This window comes from Winogradskyella algicola, assembly GCF_005869935.1.
In the GTDB taxonomy this organism is placed as follows: Bacteria; Bacteroidota; Bacteroidia; order Flavobacteriales; family Flavobacteriaceae; genus Winogradskyella; species Winogradskyella algicola.
The window spans coordinates 802,368-822,645 of the sequence record NZ_SZQF01000001.1 but is presented as its reverse complement, the minus strand read 5'-3'; the positions used below and the strand labels follow the sequence as shown (position 1 = coordinate 822,645).

The window sequence follows — 20,278 nt, the reverse complement described above, 5'->3', positions numbered from 1 at the left end:
ACTGTAGACGAATGGTAAATTAGTTTAGATTAAGCCTTTTTTGTCTTACGACTTCGAGTCTAAAAAACGCTAACTGAATGATTAACAGCAATGCCATTGCAACAATTTGCATATGCACAACTTGATCTAAACTATCGTGGTAAAACACAACCAATACAACTTGTAACATTCCAAATACTCCAGAGATAACAACAGGCACATATTTATCTAAAGACAAGTAGTAATAAGCAAAGATGTTAGATAAGGCAAACATGGATGTGGCTATAGCATATTGCCACAGTAATGGTGCCATATCTATGTAAGCTTCACCAAAAAGTATATTTATTATTAACTCAGGAAAAAGTACACAACCAATAACTATAATTGCAGATATAATGGCAATATAGCCTACATATTTAAACAATACTGATGCTGTTTCTTTGTCTTCCTTTTTTAGTTCTACAACAGCTGGTAATAGCAACATTACAAACATCCAGGCAATAAAATATACGATGCGACCAATTAAAGCTAAGGAAGCATACAAACCAGCTTCATAAGATTCAAAATAGTGTTTCACTAATAGGATGTCACTATTATTAATGATGATTTGTGTTAACTCGTAAAACGCTGTTAGCAAAAAGAAGCATTTTATTTGCTTGCTATGCTCTGCTTCTAATTTTAAAGTCTTACTAAATCTAATCTGACTTGTTTTAAATGGAAACAATCCAAACGCAAAGGATATTAAAATACCTAACGCAATTACCCAAGATGCTTTAATATCGAAGATTAAAATGATAGCTAATGTAATGAGCAATCGGCTTAACATTTCACCTTGATAAGTAATAGATAAAGCTTTAAACGCTTTTTTACCTTGGTAGGTTCCTCTGTTAACACTCATTAGAAAGTAAAGCGGCACACCACATCCAAATATTACAAACATATTTGATGATGATGTATTAAAAACCGTTTGTAGTTGTGGTGCAAAAACCACAATTAAAAGACCAAAAACTACACCTACAATAAAGGATTGCTTGTAGACTTTAGCAACAAAACTCCTAAACGTATCTCCTTCAAACAACACAGAAAATTTTGCTGTGACCAATTGAAACGTCATCGCTACAAAAGACAACACCAATAAAAATGTGATGAGTACGGCAGCATCTGCAAACTGAGCAGGTCCTAATACACGACCCAAAATAAGGTTGTACAAATAGTTACCTCCATTAACCGCCAAAACACTTAGCATAAAGAGTTGTTCGGGTGTGATTTTTTTAGATTTTAGGATAGCTAAGGCTTGCATAGTGTGTTTTTTTAGGTTGAAATTAAGCTGCTGTTTTAATTGCTCTCAGTTCTTCAAAAAGGTCTCTATTGATATTTCCTATAACCATAAAACCTCTATTCTGACTTAAAGCTCCTTTATACAATGTTTCAATCGCTCTAATGCCATTAGCATCAATTTCTATTACATTCTCTATATGAATAGTTAATTCTCCATTAGCATTTAAAATAGCTTCACAATGGTTTTGAAAATGTTTTGCTGTTGATGCATTAATAGAACCTTCTACTACAAATACTCCGTCTTTTTCTGTGATTGTAAGTGCCATATTCTTTAAAATTTTTAATTGTTGTTCGTTCAATTCTGACACAAATATCTTTCGTATTTCCATGTATGAGCATTCTATTTCGACGGATGGCAATTTGCTGTAGATGAATGAAGCACTACCTTACCGTAACTTGCAATTAGTTAAAATGCAACAGACATGAAAACTTTAAAATCATTATTTACTATTAGTTTTTTAGCGTTTACTTTGAGCTTCTCTGCCCAGAATATGCAGGAAGGTTTTACCTATTTAGAAACTGGGCAATACGCTAAGGCCGAACTATTCTTTAATGACATATTAAAGGATTACCCAAATAACAAAACAGCGCGTTTGTGTTATGGTCGTGCTATTGGACTAAACGGAAAAGCTGAAGCTGCTAATGCTCTGTTTTCAGATTTACTAAACGATTACCCAAATGATTTTGAAGTAAAACTGAATTACGGAGAATCTCTACTTTGGAACAGCAACTTTGCAGATGCCAAGTCTTACTATAAAGGTTTAGTAACCGAAGATCCTAAGAGCTTTGCCGCGTTATTAGGTTTTGCCAATACGCTTTCTAACCTAAAAGAATACGAAGATGCTCTAACCTACGTCAATAAAGCTTTAGAAGTGTCTCCAGGAAACCCAAATGCCCTAACTTCTAAAAAATATATCTATTTAGGTTATGCTTACCAAAATCAGCAAGGGCAGAACTATGAAAAAGCTGAAGAACTCTTAAATAAAAATCTAGAGCTGTTTAATGACGACAAAGACACTTTGCTCAACCTTGGTAATTTATACTTAATATGGGAAAAGTACGATGAAGCGCAAAACATATACAATCGTTTAGCTCAACAACCAGGACAAAAGATTATTGCCTTAAAAGGCTTGGCATTAGTCTCTCATCTAAAAGGCAAAGAAAAACAAGCCTTAGCATTAAGTATCGAAGCTTACAACAGCATTAGTGATTCAACAGATGCGACAATAAAACAACAAACAACAGAGCGCTACGCACAAGCTTTAATCTGGAATAAAAAATTTAAAGCAGCTTCAGAATTAATAGATCAACTTATGGGTGAATATCCTAACGAAAATTGGGTTTTAGCTTTGCGTGCTACTTTAAACATTTATAAAAGTAACTTTAAAAAGAGTCTTGAAGATTACAATCAAATCCTTGTAAACGACAGTACATCTTTTGATGGTAACTTAGGAAAAGCCAATGTATTAAAAGCATTAGGTAGAACTGATGAAGCGTATACCTCAGCAGAAAACACTTTAAAGTTTTACGACAAACAGAAGGATGCCACTAATTTTATTAATCAATTAGATCTTAGTTTTAGTCCAACAGTAGAGACCAAAGCATCGCACACCTTTGATAACGGAGACAACGAGGCTTACACCTTCTCAGCAAATGTTACATATCCATTATCAACTAAATTAGAGCTTTTAGGAAATTACAGCTACCGAACGACCAACAATAGTGTTACTGATGTTTCGGCAAGCGCAAATAACTTGTCCTTTGGATTATCATATCAGTTAATCCCTAATTTAACGTTGAAAGGTATTGCCGGACTTAATTCTGCCGAAGCCGAAAACAATGATTACAACCAACTATTAGCAGACGTATCATTAAACATAAAAACGTTTAAACTACAAACCTTAGAACTGGGTTATAAGCGCCAGGTAGAAAGTTTTAATGCAGACCTTTTAGACCGAGAGCTAGTGCAAAACAACTACTACGCTAACTACAACCTTAGTACAAATTTTAACTTAGGTTGGTACACGCAGTTAATCCACACCTCACAAAATGATAGTAACACCAGAAATCTATTATTTACCTCTTTATACTATAACATTTTACCAAAACCTGGATTAAAAGCTGGTGTAAATTACCAACACATTACCTTTAAAGACCAAGTGCCAACAATATACTTTAGTCCAGAAAAATTTAATGCTTATGAGGTTTTTGTAAACCTTATTAAAGATGAGGCTGTTGCCAAACCAAAAGAGTGGTTTTACAATCTTACAGGTGCTTTTGGTTACCAGTTTATAGAGGACGACCCAAAGCAAACAGCATACAGAATACAAGGTGCTTTTGGTTATAAATTTTCTGAACGTAGCTTACTTAATGTATATGGCACACACAGTAATATTGCCTCTGCCACTGCTGCTGGTTTTACCTTTACTGAGGTTGGCTTGCGTTTTAAGTGGGTGTTTTTGAAGAATTAAACTTTTAGAAGAGAAAGTATTAGGTATAGAAAATTGACTACTTTTTATTCAGTTTTATAATGTAATAATCCTTTATCGAAAAGCATATCTTTAAATTCTCTTGAATCACAGTTTATTTTTCCAGTTAATATTTTACTGCTAACACCATAAATAAAGGGTCCAGGTCTATTACTCCAACCTCTTCCAAAGGCTCTTGGTTCAAAGCCTGCAATTCTTCCACTTATGAAAATCCGATTATCGTCAGTAATATTTTCTACAATCAAGTCTACACAAGGATAAATTTTAGATTCACTCAAGTAAACTTTTTCTGCAATTAATTCAGTTACATTTTCCTTTCCAACTGCTTTTGGTTTATTAGCAAATTGCCATTCAAATTCAAAATCGTCTGGTAGCTCTATACCAGCATGCAATTCAGCATAAAGCTTCAATTCCGAAAGTGTCTTTTGGATATGTTTTTTGAATTCGGTTTTATTCATTCAAATAACTTTTCTTCAAGATTACCTTTTTTATAAGCTTTATAATACTTTTTTGTTTTTGAAGTCATTGGTACATTATTCTTCTCATTACCAATAAACTCTAATAAGATTTTTGCAGCTTCTAGTTGTACTTCTTTTACATCTTCTCTTTCATTATACTTTTCGCCTTTTTGAGGGATACATTCTAAAATGCGGTTGTGGTTAATCTTTTGATCTAAACCGTAATTTATCATGGCTACAACATAAAGAAACTGTTGTTTATCCTTATTGGTTAAAGCTTCATAAAATTCACCAAATATTGGGATTCCCATTCCTGTATCTTTATTCATCCAAAATGCCACAATCTGTGCAGCCGAACTAAACTGTTTTCCTTTTGGGTATACTGGATTTGAAAAAATATATTGAGTAGCATCAAAAAGCAAGTTCTCATAATCTTCGTACTTAGGATTTTTATCTGCTTTCATTTTTTCTAATGACACTGAAAAAATTTCATTTGATGACGAAGGAAATGTAAGTGATGTCCAAAGTCTTGATTTGACAACATTATCTTCAAACTTTCCAGGTTTAAAGTCTATAGTATTAAGTGCTTCTTTTACAAGTGTGTTAATAGTCTCTGAATTGGGTGATGAACTCACAGTGACATCTGTGACCTCTGACGTTTCAGTAACAGATAGATAAACATACACATTACCTTTAAAATTAATTTCCGAAGAGATTTTAGGATAAATAAAGTCCCTTAAAGTTTCTTCAGAACAAGCGATTTGCTCTTTTTCTGAAAGGTTGGAATCACAATTATTTTCAAATGGTAATTCTGATAAAACAGCGTAGTGATAAATTCCTTCCTTTTCTTGCTTAAACGGTTTTACTTTATAACCTCGTTCTACAGAATCGTCTGCATCTATAAAATGATCTTTGGGTATTTGACCTGAAGCAAAAATCGGAACTAAAAATATTAATGCTAAAATGTTTAATTGATATTTATTCATGTTTTTGAATAGCTTAATTAATTCACATTAAATATAATCATTAAACTAAAAACAAAAAGACAAAAGCTTTCGCTTTTGCCTTTTACCATGTAGGTTAAGTTATGTAATCAAAAAAGGGCTAATTAATAATCAGTTTTAAGGGATTAATATTGTACTGATTACTAATAATTTTACAGAAGTATAAGCCTGTGCTTAAATTGTTTCTGTTAAAGGTGATACTGTTGTGTCCTGCTATTGCATTGTACGTTGTATTATAAACTTGCTTACCTAATTGATCGTATACTACAAACTGTACGGTTTCGTTTTGCGCTATTGTAAATGCTATAGTGGTTTTAGATGTCATTGGGTTTGGGTATGCACTTAGCACATTCTCATCTGCATTAAACTCTTCTACAGATAAGCTTGTCTCTTGTGACAACCTTAGATTGCTTAAGTTCATCATCTTAGAGCTTGTTGTACCATCTTCTGACACCATTGTAAACACTATGGTTACAACATCATCTAAAACTGGCACATCTGCGGTGTTATTCATAAAATCAGATATAGGCAACACAAATTCCTGATCGTCATTGGTTAAGGCTATTGTTGTTTTATATTGCTCTTCCCAATTGCTAATACTTTCTTTTACAAATGTTATTTCTAAATTACCAGTACCAGATGCATTTAGTTTTAAGCTGCTGTAATCAGACAAATCCACTGCTTTAAAACGCGGTGTTAAAGCTCTATAGGCTGCTACATATGTGTTTGTAGTTGCTCTTAATGCTACATTACGTTCTATTGGAAATTCGTTTGCTGTAAAGTTGTAATTGTTTTCCGTAACGTTGTATAACCCTACGATTGTACCACTCTGCGAGTCGTCTACTCCCCAAGGACCATCTGACATAAATAAATCATCTGGCGTAGCAATACCATCACCAATTCTAAACCCAATATCAAACAAACGTCCAGTCTCAACCGTTAGATTAGTGATGTATTGCTCACCCAAGGTTAGGGTATTACTCATATTTTGAAATTCGCTGGTTTCTGTAGTTCTAAAACCTGCATCTAAGTTTACAGTTTCTGTAGCGTTGGTGTTAATAATCTGCAGATCTAGTGCTCCGTTTCTATACTGTCCTTTTCTAACAAATACTGTTGGTGGAGTTGAAATGTTGTACTCCGAAATTTCCTTTTCAATATTTAATAAGTTCAAAACCTCTTCTCCTAAAAGATATAAATCATCTACTGTATTGGCCCAAATCTGGAAATTATAAAATGTAACATCGCTTTCGTACTGATCTAAATTCCAGTGGCTTTCTACAGCAAAATTTAAATCCTCATTTACAACCTTTGCCGAAAGACTTAAAACAAACTCATACGTTCCATCTATATTCTTAATGATAGATTTAATAAAAGGCTGATCATTAATTGTTATTGTATTTACAGAAATCAACTCTGCTCCTAATAGACGATCACAAATGTATTTTGTGTGTTCGTAAACTCCGTTTTCGGTTTTTAGAGCTAAAACTGTAGCAATTGGTGTATCGTTATTCATGTAATCTACAGCATAAATTTCTGTAGCGTTTGTAATATTTACAAGATCAGAAGGTGTAGATTCTATAGCTTCTGTTTCTCCTATAACTTCTAAAGGCACAAAATCTTGTAACGTGAAGCTATTGTCCGAAGTACGTTGTGCATACATAAAGCTTCTCGATACTCTTGGGGCAGTGCTTCTATCAAACGTGTAACCTGTTTTTGCTCTGTTGAAGTTACGTGCATTAATTTGCTCAGAAAGTCTGTTGTTACTTTCTAATCCACCTTCGTTTCCACCCGAAGTTGGTGGCTCAATAATATCGCACATCCCAAATCCTGAACATGATGGATCTTGGCAATCTATAAGACCATCACCATCATCATCTATACCATTATCACAAATTTCTTGTAAAACAGGTGCTGTAGGACAACGCGCTCCATCATTACTAGAACTCGATGGACCAAAGGCAAACAAGTTAGAATCCATATCTGCAGCTGCATTGACAGTCTGTACGTTTTGAATCACATAAATGGTTCCTGTTTGGTTTGCTGACACATAAAAACGACCATCAGCATCAAAATATACAGCACCATATGTATAGTTATTTCCATCTAAAATTGGAACTACACCTAATGAAGTTACTACACCATTGTCTGGGTTAATCCTGTATAATTTATTAGACCCTTTTTCTACTGTATATAGTTGTCCATCTACAGCATTAAAGGCCCAATCATGAATATTAATACTCTGAGACAGTGTTTCCGTGGCATTATGCTGTGTGTAATTTGGAGATTCAGGATCTAAATCTATTTTATAATATGTTGTACCTCCTCCTTTGAGATAATACATACCTTCTGCACTAATACCACCAATATAACGGTTGCTATTTGGCAGCTCGTCTATGTAATAGGTTGTAGTTGTAAAATTTTTACCAATCCTAACTATTGATTTTGCTGGCGATCCTAATGAGCCCCAAATAAAACCATCTGCCGGATTGTATGCTGCTCCATTTATATTACCTGGAGTAACATCTGTTGCAACCTGATAAGAACTACCAGAGGCCAAATCTACAGCATACACATCATTATACTGAAATAAGTAAGCATTGAAGTCGCAATTAAAAGGTATGTCTTCTTGTGCAAAACTGCTAAAGCTCAGAGCAAAGAAAGTAAAAGATAAAAGTTGGTTTCTAAATGTGTAAAATTGTATCATGAATCTGGAAGTTTTTGTTTCCTGAAGCAAATTTACCTCAGTTATTCACCAGACTTTTATGGTTTTCGATTACTACTACAACTATTGCGTTAGTTTACAGTTTACTTTCGACGAATGGTTTTTCTAATTCTTTTGCATAACCCATCTAAAAAAAAAAGGCAAAAAACTTTCGTTTTTGCCTTTCTACCTAGTTAGTAATTAGGGTTAAATAATAATCAGTTCTTAAGGGGTTATATATCACTAACTATTATGCTATATTGCTATTAATCATTTTCTAAACTTGAAAAAGACAAAGGCTTTCGCCTTTGCCTCATTCTTACCATCAATCCAAAAAACCATTAAACTTAATGACTCTTTTGTCAAAAGTAATACTAAGGCGTGTTTTAAATACCTATTTTTTGTTGAATGCAACGAATATAACTTTAGAATGCAAATAAGTGTCGACGAATGGTAACTGAGCGGAAATTTTTAGCTAAAAAAAAGACAGAAGTAAAAACTTCTGTCTTCAACTGCTATTAATTCAATATTTAACCTACTTCTTGAATCTTGGTTAAAGATAAAAGAAATAACACCTTACAAATTTTATAATTCGATGACTATACCTAGTGAAACGTTAAACGACAATTTGAGCTCGACGCACTGTTTAAAGTAGATTTAAACGCTTCATTAATTCTGGCCGATTAGAACGACTCACAGGAATGACATCTTTTTTAATTAAAACACTATTATCTTCTATATCTATGATCTTATCTACGTTGATAACGTAAGAACGATGTATTTTTAAGAACAAGTTATCGGGAAGCTTTTCTTCAATTTTCTTTAAGGTTGAATGGACTGTATAGTTTTTTGTTTCAGTTTTAATTTGAATATAATCGCCCTTAGCTTCAACCAAATAGATACTCGGAATATCAATTTTTATGAGTCTTCTATCAATATTTACATACAAATCATTGCCAGATGATGTCTCTACATCATCTGCAGGTTTTTTGGTCTTTTTAGGAGTGTTCGCTATTGCTTCTGCCTTTTGTATAGCTTTTTTAAACCGCTCTGGCGTGATGGGTTTTACTAAATAATCTACAATACAATCGTACTCAAATGCTTGTATTGCAAAATTAGAATCTGAGGTGGTCAATACAATTTTTGGAGGGTTTTTTATAGTTTCTATAAAGTCAAAACCCGTAAAGTCTGGCATGTGTATATCTAAGAAAATAAGATCTACATCGTTTTGATTTAGATACTTTATGGCCTGAATTGCATTAGGAAACTCTTCTAAAACATTTAAGCCATCTACATTACTGCATAATTGATTAATTATAGCTCTTGCAGTTGCTTCATCATCAATAATAATACAATTCATAAAACAAGATTAAAGGGTCTCTAAAAAAATGGTCATGTTTTGCAAAATAGCTTCAAATTCTATTTTGCCTTCTGCGCTATTTTCTAGGAGATTGTGCTCATAGTCTACAGCAACTTCATAACTCTTTGTGAGGCCTAAAATACTAATTTTATGCTTAAGTTTATGAACGTTTTCTGCGGCAGCTTTAAAATTACCAGCACTAAGATTATCGAAGTACACCTGCTTCTCTCCGGGAAACTCATTTTGAATTATATCTATAAGTTTTTGCTCAAATGCTTTATCTCCTCCAGACATACTTTCTATGTAGGATAAATTAGGCTGTTCCATCATTATGTTTTTTTAAAGTGAAATAAAATGTGGTTCCTACACCTAGCTCTGATGTTAACCAGATTTTTCCACCATATAAATCTACTATTTTCTTTACTATAGAAAGACCAACTCCTGTTGAATCTTGTGTGTTTTCTAGCTTCTCAAAGACCTTAAATATCTTTTTAAAGTAAGCTTCGTCTATTCCTTTTCCGTTGTCTTTTATGTAGAATTCCCAAAATTGCTTTTTGTCTTCTACACCAATCTCAATTAAACCTTTAGGCTTGTCGTTATATTTTACAGCGTTGCTAATTAAATTCTGAAACAATTGCTGTAACCTATACTTATCACCTAATATAGTTGGCAGTTCTGCTATGTCGATAGAAATATGGCTAGGTATCTCCATCAAATTAAGTACGTCTTTAAGCAATACATTAAGATCTACTTTATAAGTTTCTATTTGGTTTTTACCAATAGTAGAATAGTCTAAGATACCATTAATTAAGGCGTCCATTTTCTCTACATTAGAACGAATTAAACCAAGTTGTGCACTACAATGATCATCTAGCTTACCTTTATTGTCTTCAATTAGCCAAGATGCAAGTGTATCTACACTACGAAGTGGTGATTTTAGATCGTGAGACACCATGTGTGCATAATCACTAAGCTCTTGGTTTTGCATCTCTAGGTTGTGAAGTAACTGTTCTTGTTCTTTAAAAGCCTTACATGCCTTTAAATTAATAGTAAACTTTTTGATCACTGGTTCTAACTGCGATAAATCCTTATTACTAATATTATTTTTTTTAGAATACAAGAACAGATAACCTTGTGCATCTAAGTTGAAAATTGCCATCTTTCCTTCTTCTATCGGTATTGGTGCTATTCTGGAAATAGCTTTATTAACTGTTATTATTTTACCAAAATCAATAGTATCTAAAAACCCAGAGGCTTCATCATCTTTTTTTATATTAATTTCTTCACCAAAAGGAATGGCATAGGTAGATTGCAACATGTTATCTTTGGGCTCTATAATCCATGCAGCATTGAGGTTTTTTCTTTTGAGTAAAAGCTTTAAAAACAAATCGCAACTCTCCTTGTAATCTAACGATTTGCCTATCGCCATAGCATACTCGTAAAGCTGAAGAATATCTAATATGTGGTTTTCAATTCTCATTATTCAAACAAGCCCACAACTATAGTCTTATTATAAAACTCTAAGAAGCCTTCTCCATAAGAAGAAATTTCGCCTAAGGTTAATGCACCACCAATTGATATGTTATCAAAACTATTTTCTAAGGTACTTGTTATGGCCTTTAGTTCTTTATCAAAATTATCTTCTAAGAATAAAATCCTGGATATACAGTCTATTAGAATTGCTTTTCTTGGCACAGATGCCTTTTTTACACTATCCTCAGCTGCTGATTTGGCCGCATCTATCAAGGAATCTTTATCACCGTTTAAGATATCAACAACCGCATTATCTTCTAACTCACCGACACAAATTAATTCGCCTTTTTCGTTTACCATTAGTGGATCTCTAACGATACATTCTGCATCATCTTTTAAAATACCAAAAGGATATCCTTTTGCTATATCAAAGAAATTATCATCGGTAAAGGTTTTGCCAGAATGTGCTTCCACAACTTCCTTATAGACTTCAAAAGGGTTTTGCCAATTAATTTCTTTTATAACGTTACCCTCTGCACTTGTAACAATAAATGGCCCTTCTATTTTACTCCATCCATGTCTCACACCAATTCTTGAAGACATTTTCATAATTGCAAATACAGCAGCATCCTGAAAAATACCATCGTTATTAAAAACACAGGGCTGTTGCTCTAATGATAAACTACCTGCACCACCACCAAAATAGTTAGTCTGCATCCCATAGTTTTCATAGAGCTCGCTTAAATAATGAGAAATATTGGACGTTAAACCATCGACATAAGTAAATAGACTGTAATCTTGATTTTTATTAAAAACAACATTAGGGATTGTATAATCCTTTGTACTTATGTTTTTAACTAAAAACATAGAATCTAAATTGTTGAGTGTATTAACAACGATACCTTTATCTAAAATAGAGTTGCCATGAATGACTTTTGGGAAAAGCCCACCCATAAACTTAACATCAGAATTATTAAGCTGACTAATAAGTGCATTTATATCTATTTCTGTGTGCTCACCGATTGTTATCAATGCAGCATTTTTACCAACATGATTTGAAATTGCTTCTGCAATTTCTGCTGTATTTTTAGTAGTTATTAACATATTATTTTTTTAGGGTAAAGTAAAATGTGGTGCCCTCACCTGGCTTACTCTCTAACCATATTTTACCGTCATGGAGATTAATAATTTTCTTAACTAAGGAAAGACCTATACCTGTTGAATCTTTACTTTTATTTAGTGAATGGAAAATTTTAAAAACTTTTTCATGAAATTGGGGCTCTATACCAATACCGTTGTCTTTAATAGAAAATCTATAATATTTACCATCTTCTTTTGCGCCAATTTCTACATATCCTTTTTCTTTATCATTAAACTTAACAGCATTACTAATTAAATTTTGAAACACTTGTTGAAGTTTAGTTTTATCACCATTTACAACAGGTAAAGGATTAATCAATTTTATATTAATTTGCTCTGGTATGTATAAGATTTTGAGCAAGTCTTCTACCAACAAATGTGTATTTACTGGTTCAGACTCGGTGTTATCTGAGGCAACACTAGAATAATTTAAGATGTCTGAGATCAACTGCTCCATTTTTTCTAACGTTGTTTCAATAAGGCCAATGTTTCGAAGGCTTACATCATCAAGTGTATCTTTATTATCTTCTTTTAACCAGCTTATTAATGCATCTATACTTCTTAGAGGTGATTTTAAATCGTGAGAGACTATATGCGCATACTCTTGTAATTCTTCATTACTTTTTTCTAGTTTTTGAAGTAATTTTTCTTTTTGAAATTCTAAATTTTTAAGCTCTGTTATATCTAAGTGTATACCTATTGAACCTATTGTATTACCTTTTAAATCATAATTGGGTGCACCACTGATTAACCAATATCTAATATCTCCTGATTTATTTTTAACCTTTAATTCATAGGAATTAGACTCACCTTTAATTCGCTTTTCATTTTCTCTTTTTATAACATCATTATCCTTATCTGCTTGAAAAACGTCTCCGCCTTTTTTACCTAATAATTCTTCTTCAGTGTAACCTGACATCTCTTCAAAACTTTGATTAACCATCAAAATTTCATCATTATTATTTACCTCAACGAGTCCAAGATTCATGTTAGCGATAATGTTGCCGTATTTTTGCTTCTCTGCAACAAGTGCTTGCTGGTATTTATTCTCTAAAGTGATGTCTCTAACAATACCTTGAGCCGCAACTGCCCTTCCGTCTTCGTAAATTGTACTTGCATTAATATGAACTAGTTTTTGCTCGCTGTTTTTAGTTTTGATATTAACTTTAAAATCTGTTATAGATCCTTTTTCCAATAACCTCTTAAATGAAGGGGCAACACGGCTTACTTCATCTTCACGCACAAGATTCATTAAATTAATGTCTTCTTTCTTAGCATTGAATCCTAATAAATCTGTAGCTGCCTGGTTCATTTTTAGAACATTTCCCCAAAGGTCCATAATCACATAGGCGTCTGCTATGTTTTCAAAAACACCTTGTAATTGAGAGTTGGTTTTAGAATATAAAGTGGTAAGTTCTTTGTGAGAGGCTTCTAGTTTTTGGTTTAGCTCATATAATTCTGCAGATTTTGCTTCCAAAATCTCTTCTGCTGCTTTTCTAGAAGCTCTTTCTCTTGCAAGTGTTCTTTTGAGAATATCTACTTCTTCTTGGCTCATATTTAAGCTTTATTGATAAAAAACCTAACTTCTGTTCCTTGATCATTAAGTTTTTCCATGTCAATATTTGCTGGTACATTAAAAAGCTTAAATGTCTCTAACATTAAGCCTTTTCCTAACATATACAATGCCTTATCAGACTTATATACCATTACCATTTTGTCTTCAGTTTTCTCTTCTAACTCAAAAGTTGGTAATTGAGCATCTGGATATATCTTCTTTACCTCAACATGAATATGATTTTCTATTGAAGCTAATAAACTCATTGGATCTTTATAGTGCGATACTAAGTTAGGATGCGACTTTATTAGCGCCTTAAAGAGATGCTCGGCGTACACCATTAGCAAATCATCTATTGCTATATCTGTATTTTCGCTTAAGTGTGAAATGAGTTGTAGCATTTCTGAAAATTCATAAGTCCCAACAGATGTATAGACTCCGTCAGACTCTAAATTAGACTGATTGATGATTTTATCTACCATTGCTAGGCCAAATTTTTCCTCAACTAGTTCTAAAAATTCGGTAAAGATTATACCTTTCATAGGTTTGTTTTTTATGTTCAAAAAAGGGCATTTTTAACCACAGAAAATCAAATCACTTTTTACAAATGTTTAAAGAAGATTGTGAAAAATATATTAACTAAACTGTGATTAATTCGTTAATACTCCAATATCCTAATAATTTTTCAATTTTAGAAACATAATCTTCGTATTTTAGAGGTTTTAGTACATAACCTGCCACTCCTATCTTGTAACATTCTAAAAGATCACGTTGGTTATTTGATGTTGTAAGAATTATAGTTGGTATATATTTTAATCTATCATCTGCTTTTAGAATCTTAAGAAATTCTATTCCATTGATTTTTGGCATGTTTAGATCTAAAAGAATAATATCTGGAAGCTTATCTTTTTCTTCTAAGAGTTTAAGTGCTTCTTCACCATTATTAGCTTCTATAATCTTATGATTAAGATTTAAAGATGAAGTTGCTCTGCCGAGCTTCATTACCTCTATCATATCATCTTCTATTAGTAAAACCTTAAGATTTTTCATATTTAGCTAAATTGTAACATCGCAAGTTACATTGAAATGAAGAATACGACCACCTTTATTCGGTTGATAGAGGTTTACTTTCGCTGGATGGTAGATAAGTGTCGACGAATGGTTTTTAGCTAAGCAGCTATAGATCCTTGGCAATTAAGCTTATTAGTAGTTTTTATTGTTGTTATCTGTGCTTCGTGCTTTATTTTTTCAAACTCTTGTAGAAACTCTATTGAGAAGTTTTTGTAATGCTTTTCTTCTAAATACATTTCAAACTGAGATATAAACTCTAAATGCCTTAAGGTTTTATTTAAAATAACGTGATTATTATCTTCAACTTCATAAGTAATCGTTTTAGGTTTAATCTTCTTTTGAGCTTCTATCTTCTGTATCTTAACTTCAGTTGATTTTTTATCTATTGAATAATTTTGTATAAAGTTTTCTATAAAGTCTTTTAAACTATTCTTTAAATACAAGTAGACTCCTATTTGTGTTAGTGTTAATGAAAAAAATGTCAATATATTACTCATGGCTTTTGAGGGACTTTGATTGTTTGATATGACAAATTTAAAATCCCAACTTCTCATAAAAGATTGTTTTTAGACGAGTAAACATTTGTAAGCGACGAGTGGAAGATCATTGTCTTTAATCTAACATACAGTGTAACAGCTATAAACTATCTCTTACTTTTTTAGGAAGCCCTTTTACTACCTCATCATAAGAATGGTCTATGAGTTGTAGAATGAGTTGTGTAGATAGATCTGTGTCGTGAATTTTAATACTGTTCCATAGTTTTTTGTGCATATGGTAACCAGGTGTAACACTATCATACTCTGCACGTAGTTCTTCGGCATAATCTGGGTTGCACTTAAGGTTTATAAAACCTTCTCCTTTTTCCCACTTAGATAAAGACGCTAACGCAAACATTTTGTGGCAAACTTTAAAAACCAAAACATCATCATCAAAAGGAAAGTGTTCTGTAACTTCCTTCTTCTGCATGCAGTAATTTCTGTAGTCTTCTATGTTCATACAACTTCCTGCGATGGCAGGGATCTTATTAAATTAATACCTTTTAGCTATAGATTGCCACGTCCCATCGTCCTGGCAATGACAAATACTATTTTAAGAGCTTTTTGTCTTCTCCTTCAACTTTTAAACCTGAATAATCTAAAGTCCAGCCTATGGTTTGCACAAGATTTTCTATGAGCTGTATAGCTTCCAAGGCTTCTAATTTCGCAACATTATACAAGCCACTTTCTGGAATTTTATCCATAATATGTTCTTTGGCTTTGGTATGAAGTTCAGTAAGATCTGATGCTTCAAATTTATTAAACATACCATCTTGCTTATCGTAGTAGTTGATATCACTTTCTATAGACAAAACTTCTGGTTGTGGAAAATGTGAAAGCACTACTGTTTTGGATTTTAAATCTGAACGCATCTGCACTTTACTTAAATCGAAACCAACATGTGCCTTAGCATTAATGACTACCAAAGCTTTCTTTCTACTAGATATAAGCTTTAAGAATTTTTCTTTTACATCTTCATAGTGATAAATCTCTGCAAAATCCCCTTCTACAGTAATAAATTTACAAACACGTTTTATTTTATCTAACAAAACGATAGATTGTTCACTGGTTTTCTTTTTAATTTTCCATTGTCTAAAAATGGTAACCAAACCCAGTGTTACCAGGACGCTAATGATTATTATAAAAAATGTTTCCATATGTATTATTGAGACACTTTTATCGTGCCCTCGTCACATTGCTATGCTTCCTATCAAGTCACTGATACTAAAATAAATTCAGCATGACAAGATGTAACTTATCTAATCTAATATTTTATACAGCACAGGTTTACTTGGCGTAGCATCATTTTCAAAAGGTGCAATCTGAAGATTTAGCATATAAGCTCCATCTTCAATCTTATTGGATACATAGATAAACTCTGTAATAGTTGCATCTTTTCTTATAACGCCTTTTGTGTTCCAAAATGCGTTGTGTGCTTTTAGCTCGCCACCATCTTCCTCTCTATCGACGCTTGGCAAATCAATTAATAAATGTTTAATTCCCTTTTTTACCAAAAACTTAATAGCATCTTCTTCAAAGTATGTCCAATTAGTATCAGAGTATTGTTTTGTTTTTTTGTCTTTGGTATTTGGTATTGTTCTTACTACCAATGCCTCTCGCTTTTTGTTTCCTATTGCAAATTGCAGCTGTTTTGCAGAAATTACGTAATCTTCACCTTGTTTTTCTGGTGCTACGGTAATCACTTCAGCCAAAAAGAAAAATCGCTTTAAATGTTTATTTATAGAGTATTTTTCTTTTGTTATATGACCCACAGTTTCTGTATGTGTACCGTGAGAATGTGGATTAAAAGTAATCCTATTAAAATTAACCGACGCACCATTTTCTACACTAATCACATCCTCCTCAAAAACCTCAGGTTCTATTTTTGGCGGACCAATATACCAAGCATTAACATTTGAAGCACCATTCGTTATTGGTATTGATATGTCTAAAGGTTTGGTTAAATCTATTTTTAGTTTTCTAGAATTGTATTGAATTTGTGCAATCACGCTAAATTAAGTTTAAAGAGTTGGCTCGCAATACCGTCACTTAAAAACTGTCCTTTTTTAGTGACGCGTATGTGCTTATCATCAATATACAATAAATGTTGGTTTATAAAAGTTTCGGCTTGTTCTTTTAGGTATTCTTTATAAGTTTTTCCAAAATCTTTTTCAACCTTATCTAAAGACACTCCCCAAATGGTTCTTAAACCTGTCATTATATACTCGTTGTAACGGTCTGTTGTGGTTAAAGTTTCAATCTCAATTGGCAGCTCGTTTTGTTCTATTGTTTTGATGTACTTAGTATTATTTCTAACATTCCAACCACGTTGTTTACCATTAAAAGAGTGTGCAGATGGCCCAATTCCCATATAAGGTTTACCTTGCCAATAGGCAGAATTATTTTTACTAAAGTAACCTTCTTTACCAAAGTTAGAAAGCTCATAATGTACAAAGCCTGAATCTTCAAGTTTAGCCTTGAGCAAATGAAATTGTTCATGTGCTTGCTCATCGTTTACATCATCTATTATTCCTTTTTTTATAAATGACGCCAAAGCTGTTTTGGGCTCAACTGTTAATGCATAACTCGAAATATGAGGAACATTATAACTCAATGCTATATCAATATTTTGAAGCCATTGTGTATGTGATGCCCCTTGAATTCCGTAAATTAAATCGATTGAAATATTATCGAAGTATTGCGTTGCTACAGACAAACATTCTTTTGCTTCTTGGGCATTGTGCGCACGATTCATCAATTTTAAATCACTCTCAAAAAATGATTGAATACCTATACTTAGTCTGTTAATACCAATACTTCTATAATTTTCGTAAAGACCTCTCGACTGCGCTCGAGGTGACAGCTGAGTTCCTATCAAATCATCTGGATTGGCTTCGAGCGTGATTTCGGGATTATTAATTACCTTGTAATTTTTATAAACTTCTTCAATCAATAATCTTAATTCGTCATTCGTCAATAGGCTAGGGGTTCCTCCACCAAAATAGATAGTTTGTACTTCAATGTTTTTGAATTCATCTTTACGTAACTGTAGCTCTTTTACTAAAGCGCTTACCAATTCATCTTTCTTTTTCATTGATGTTGAAAAATGAAAATCACAGTAATAACAAGCTTGTTTACAAAAAGGAATATGTATGTAGATGCCTCCAGCCCGTTCTAACTTCCCCAAAGGGGAAGAACGATAACTCAATCCTTTTTTTGATTGTTTATCCATTATATTTATTTTCCCCTTTGGGGATTAAGGGGCTTTTCTATTCGATTTTCATTCTGTTTTACAAAAGCTGCCCAGCCTGTATAACTTTTACCAACCTCAACGCGACCTTGATTATAAAAATGACAAACCGCTGCCGCTAATCCATCTGTAGAATCGAGATTTTTTGGCAACTCTTTTAGATTGAGTGTGCTTTGTAACATCTTTGCCACCTGTTCTTTACTGGCATTACCATTGCCCGTAATTGCCATTTTAATTTTCTTGGGCGAATACTCTGTAATAGGCACTTCGCGAGATAATCCTGCTGCCATGGCAACACCTTGAGCGCGACCAAGTTTTAGCATACTCTGTACATTCTTACCAAAGAAAGGAGCTTCTATGGCTATTTCATCTGGATGATAGGTATCGATGAGTTCTACGGTACGCTCAAAAATGAGTTTAAGTTTCAGGTAATGATCATCGTACTTTTTAAGATGCAATTCGTTGAGCTGCATAAACTGCATCTGCTTACCAATCACTTTAATGAGTCCAAATCCCATTATAGTTGTTCCTGGATCTATACCTAATATTATCTTTTCTTTACCCATTTAAAGTCTAACAAGTATTAGTTTTTCTGCTGATCATCCTTCACCTCATATTCTTCAACAGTAAAAATAATAGGCAAAGAATATGCTACAATTACAGTCTCACCTTGATGTATTCCTGGTGTAAACTCAGGCAAAAGGTTAATGACTCTTTCTACTTCTCTCTCTAATACAGGATGTGGTCCTCTTGCTAATACATTAATAACCTTACCTTGTTTATCAATTTTAAATTGTGCAAAAATGCGTTTTTTACCTGCTGCAAGTCCTAATCCTTCAATTACTTCCGAGTTAAATTTTCGCATTACATGCATTTGGATATACTCCTGTACACACGTCTTTCTTTTCTTTTTTTCTTTAATACTTTTACAATCTGATAGATAAGGCACTTCATCCACGACATAAAAAGGAATAAAATCTGATTCTTCATTAGAAGTTATTTCTAAAATTTCGACCTCCTGAAATTCTTCTTCTACCTCTTCTTCTATTTCTTCTACTTCTTCTATTGGCTCATTTTCTGATTTTTTTTTCCTGTGCATAACTAAGGCTAGTCATAGCCATTAAAACACTTACACAAACTATTAACTTCATTTTGTTTTTTAATAACATAAGATTGTTTTTTACTGAAAACTAATATTTCAAAAGTCTCAAAAATTATTTCAACTTTATCTAAATCAAGTCTATAATTTATTTTGAGTTATTTAATCACAATACTGACAACCACTTAGCGATACAGCAATACCAAAAGTAACATTGAATACACTTCCGTTGAATGCACCTAGCCCACTTATGGCAGGATCATATTCTTCTAAAGATGTTAAACCATAAATATATGCCAGATCTGTATAAACAGATACTTTTTCGTTAATAGCATAGTGTAATTCTAAACCACCTAATAGATTTAAATAAGACTGCTTGTTATCTTCTAAACCACCCAAAGGTTTTGCGAAACTAAATCCTGGCCCTGCATGCAAAATGGTTCTTAAACGTGGTGGTAAAAAACCTAAATATTCTGTAGGGTCAAATACAAATTGTGCGTTTATTCGCGAGTAATTTATCTTAAACTCCGGTGATTCATCATCATTGCTAAAACGATTAAAACCATAATCTAATTTTACTCCATATGTACGCTTAAACATGTGTTGTACACCAATATTTACGGTAGGAAAGTTTAGGGATTGAGCATATGTACCATCTACAAAACCATCTGTTGTAGGATAATTAAAACCCACAGCAAAAAGAGCTTTCCATTTGCTTGTAGCTTTGAATTGCGCATTACTATGTAACGCAATACATAAGACACTAACTAAAAAAAGGTATTGTTTTAAATTAAGTTTCATGTGTGAGTTTTTGGTTTAATTTGC

21 protein-coding genes are annotated in these 20,278 nt (G+C 32.9%); 1 reads left to right on the top strand and 20 read right to left on the bottom strand.

The features are described 5' to 3' along the window. Positions 1-19 precede the first annotated feature (19 nt). Complete coding sequence (locus FC091_RS03620; protein WP_138432905.1) at positions 20-1,279, bottom strand: oligosaccharide flippase family protein; 1,260 nt, start codon at positions 1,277-1,279, stop codon at positions 20-22. Between the two features lie 22 nt (positions 1,280-1,301). After that, the gene (locus FC091_RS03615) at positions 1,302-1,646 is read right to left on the bottom strand and encodes an STAS domain-containing protein (RefSeq protein ID WP_138432904.1); all 345 of its coding nucleotides are present in this window, start codon (positions 1,644-1,646) and stop codon (positions 1,302-1,304) included. Positions 1,647-1,739: 93 nt separating this feature from the next. Between FC091_RS03615 and FC091_RS03610 the strand changes: the two genes are divergently transcribed. Then, on the top strand, positions 1,740-3,788 hold the full coding sequence (locus tag FC091_RS03610; protein ID WP_138432903.1) for a tetratricopeptide repeat protein: 2,049 nt from the start codon (positions 1,740-1,742) through the stop codon (positions 3,786-3,788). Positions 3,789-3,832: 44 nt separating this feature from the next. Here the strand turns inward: FC091_RS03610 and FC091_RS03605 are convergent, their stop codons facing one another. The 18 genes from FC091_RS03605 to FC091_RS03520 form a co-directional block, all read right to left on the bottom strand. Next, entirely contained in the window at positions 3,833-4,264 is a 432-nt protein-coding gene (locus FC091_RS03605; protein ID WP_138432902.1) for a hypothetical protein, read from the bottom strand. After that, positions 4,261-5,250, bottom strand: coding sequence for an energy transducer TonB (locus tag FC091_RS03600; RefSeq protein WP_138432901.1), 990 nt, complete (start codon positions 5,248-5,250; stop codon positions 4,261-4,263). The genes FC091_RS03605 and FC091_RS03600 overlap by 4 nt, the downstream gene beginning before the upstream one ends. A gap of 118 nt (positions 5,251-5,368) precedes the next feature. Next, positions 5,369-7,972: a DUF6923 family protein gene (locus FC091_RS03595; protein ID WP_138432900.1), complete on the bottom strand. Its 2,604-nt coding sequence runs from the start codon at positions 7,970-7,972 to the stop codon at positions 5,369-5,371. 643 nt (positions 7,973-8,615) lie between these two features. Further along, complete coding sequence (locus tag FC091_RS03590) at positions 8,616-9,329, bottom strand: LytR/AlgR family response regulator transcription factor (protein ID WP_138432899.1); 714 nt, start codon at positions 9,327-9,329, stop codon at positions 8,616-8,618. 9 nt (positions 9,330-9,338) lie between these two features. Next, positions 9,339-9,656, bottom strand: coding sequence for an Hpt domain-containing protein (locus FC091_RS03585; RefSeq protein WP_171032446.1), 318 nt, complete (start codon positions 9,654-9,656; stop codon positions 9,339-9,341). After that, complete coding sequence (locus tag FC091_RS03580; RefSeq protein ID WP_246035788.1) at positions 9,643-10,809, bottom strand: sensor histidine kinase; 1,167 nt, start codon at positions 10,807-10,809, stop codon at positions 9,643-9,645. The genes FC091_RS03585 and FC091_RS03580 overlap by 14 nt, the downstream gene beginning before the upstream one ends. Further along, positions 10,809-11,906 carry an FIST signal transduction protein gene (locus FC091_RS03575; protein WP_138432898.1) on the bottom strand — a complete coding sequence of 366 codons (1,098 nt, stop codon included), beginning with the start codon at positions 11,904-11,906 and terminating at the stop codon, positions 10,809-10,811. The genes FC091_RS03580 and FC091_RS03575 overlap by 1 nt, the downstream gene beginning before the upstream one ends. A gap of 1 nt (position 11,907) precedes the next feature. Beyond that, positions 11,908-13,497 (bottom strand): sensor histidine kinase, encoded by a 1,590-nt coding sequence (locus FC091_RS03570; RefSeq protein WP_138432897.1) that lies wholly within the window; start codon positions 13,495-13,497, stop codon positions 11,908-11,910. Positions 13,498-13,499: 2 nt separating this feature from the next. After that, positions 13,500-14,039 carry a heme NO-binding domain-containing protein gene (locus FC091_RS03565; protein WP_138432896.1) on the bottom strand — a complete coding sequence of 180 codons (540 nt, stop codon included), beginning with the start codon at positions 14,037-14,039 and terminating at the stop codon, positions 13,500-13,502. Between the two features lie 97 nt (positions 14,040-14,136). Continuing rightward, positions 14,137-14,547: a response regulator gene (locus FC091_RS03560; RefSeq protein WP_138432895.1), complete on the bottom strand. Its 411-nt coding sequence runs from the start codon at positions 14,545-14,547 to the stop codon at positions 14,137-14,139. Between the two features lie 119 nt (positions 14,548-14,666). Next, complete coding sequence (locus tag FC091_RS03555; RefSeq protein ID WP_138432894.1) at positions 14,667-15,065, bottom strand: hypothetical protein; 399 nt, start codon at positions 15,063-15,065, stop codon at positions 14,667-14,669. Between the two features lie 139 nt (positions 15,066-15,204). Continuing rightward, on the bottom strand, positions 15,205-15,564 hold the full coding sequence (locus tag FC091_RS03550; protein WP_138432893.1) for an MmcQ/YjbR family DNA-binding protein: 360 nt from the start codon (positions 15,562-15,564) through the stop codon (positions 15,205-15,207). An 88-nt stretch (positions 15,565-15,652) separates the two neighbouring features. Beyond that, the gene (locus FC091_RS03545) at positions 15,653-16,261 is read right to left on the bottom strand and encodes a DUF4230 domain-containing protein (protein WP_138432892.1); all 609 of its coding nucleotides are present in this window, start codon (positions 16,259-16,261) and stop codon (positions 15,653-15,655) included. Positions 16,262-16,363: 102 nt separating this feature from the next. Next, on the bottom strand, positions 16,364-17,113 hold the full coding sequence (locus FC091_RS03540) for a cyclase family protein (protein WP_138432891.1): 750 nt from the start codon (positions 17,111-17,113) through the stop codon (positions 16,364-16,366). Continuing rightward, the gene (gene hemW / locus FC091_RS03535; RefSeq protein WP_394344061.1) at positions 17,110-18,339 is read right to left on the bottom strand and encodes a radical SAM family heme chaperone HemW; all 1,230 of its coding nucleotides are present in this window, start codon (positions 18,337-18,339) and stop codon (positions 17,110-17,112) included. Before hemW ends, FC091_RS03540 begins: the two co-directional genes overlap by 4 nt. A 2-nt stretch (positions 18,340-18,341) precedes the next feature. Continuing rightward, a complete protein-coding gene (gene ruvC / locus FC091_RS03530) occupies positions 18,342-18,920 on the bottom strand; it encodes a crossover junction endodeoxyribonuclease RuvC (protein WP_138432889.1) in 579 nt (192 codons plus the stop codon). A 17-nt stretch (positions 18,921-18,937) separates the two neighbouring features. Beyond that, complete coding sequence (locus tag FC091_RS03525; RefSeq protein WP_138432888.1) at positions 18,938-19,453, bottom strand: energy transducer TonB; 516 nt, start codon at positions 19,451-19,453, stop codon at positions 18,938-18,940. A 162-nt stretch (positions 19,454-19,615) separates the two neighbouring features. Then, complete coding sequence (locus tag FC091_RS03520) at positions 19,616-20,254, bottom strand: cell envelope biogenesis protein OmpA (RefSeq protein ID WP_138432887.1); 639 nt, start codon at positions 20,252-20,254, stop codon at positions 19,616-19,618. Positions 20,255-20,278 lie beyond the last annotated feature (24 nt).

Excerpts from the sequence above, each read along its gene's own strand:
- FC091_RS03565 (WP_138432896.1), bottom strand. The coding sequence starts at position 14,039 with ATGAAAGGTATAATCTTTACCGAATTTTTAGAACTAGTTGAGGAAAAA.
- FC091_RS03545 (WP_138432892.1), bottom strand. The coding sequence starts at position 16,261 with ATGGAAACATTTTTTATAATAATCATTAGCGTCCTGGTAACACTGGGT.
- FC091_RS03560 (WP_138432895.1), bottom strand. The coding sequence starts at position 14,547 with ATGAAAAATCTTAAGGTTTTACTAATAGAAGATGATATGATAGAGGTA.
- FC091_RS03615 (WP_138432904.1), bottom strand. The coding sequence starts at position 1,646 with ATGGAAATACGAAAGATATTTGTGTCAGAATTGAACGAACAACAATTA.
- FC091_RS03585 (WP_171032446.1), bottom strand. The coding sequence starts at position 9,656 with ATGGAACAGCCTAATTTATCCTACATAGAAAGTATGTCTGGAGGAGAT.
- FC091_RS03620 (WP_138432905.1), bottom strand. The coding sequence starts at position 1,279 with ATGCAAGCCTTAGCTATCCTAAAATCTAAAAAAATCACACCCGAACAA.
- FC091_RS03605 (WP_138432902.1), bottom strand. The coding sequence starts at position 4,264 with ATGAATAAAACCGAATTCAAAAAACATATCCAAAAGACACTTTCGGAA.
- FC091_RS03520 (WP_138432887.1), bottom strand. The coding sequence starts at position 20,254 with ATGAAACTTAATTTAAAACAATACCTTTTTTTAGTTAGTGTCTTATGT.
- FC091_RS03550 (WP_138432893.1), bottom strand. The coding sequence starts at position 15,564 with ATGAACATAGAAGACTACAGAAATTACTGCATGCAGAAGAAGGAAGTT.
- FC091_RS03610 (WP_138432903.1), top strand. The coding sequence starts at position 1,740 with ATGAAAACTTTAAAATCATTATTTACTATTAGTTTTTTAGCGTTTACT.
- FC091_RS03525 (WP_138432888.1), bottom strand. The coding sequence starts at position 19,453 with ATGCACAGGAAAAAAAAATCAGAAAATGAGCCAATAGAAGAAGTAGAA.
- FC091_RS03595 (WP_138432900.1), bottom strand. The coding sequence starts at position 7,972 with ATGATACAATTTTACACATTTAGAAACCAACTTTTATCTTTTACTTTC.
- FC091_RS03570 (WP_138432897.1), bottom strand. The coding sequence starts at position 13,497 with ATGAGCCAAGAAGAAGTAGATATTCTCAAAAGAACACTTGCAAGAGAA.
- FC091_RS03555 (WP_138432894.1), bottom strand. The coding sequence starts at position 15,065 with ATGAGTAATATATTGACATTTTTTTCATTAACACTAACACAAATAGGA.
- ruvC (WP_138432889.1), bottom strand. The coding sequence starts at position 18,920 with ATGGGTAAAGAAAAGATAATATTAGGTATAGATCCAGGAACAACTATA.
- FC091_RS03590 (WP_138432899.1), bottom strand. The coding sequence starts at position 9,329 with ATGAATTGTATTATTATTGATGATGAAGCAACTGCAAGAGCTATAATT.
- FC091_RS03575 (WP_138432898.1), bottom strand. The coding sequence starts at position 11,906 with ATGTTAATAACTACTAAAAATACAGCAGAAATTGCAGAAGCAATTTCA.
- FC091_RS03580 (WP_246035788.1), bottom strand. The coding sequence starts at position 10,809 with ATGAGAATTGAAAACCACATATTAGATATTCTTCAGCTTTACGAGTAT.
- FC091_RS03600 (WP_138432901.1), bottom strand. The coding sequence starts at position 5,250 with ATGAATAAATATCAATTAAACATTTTAGCATTAATATTTTTAGTTCCG.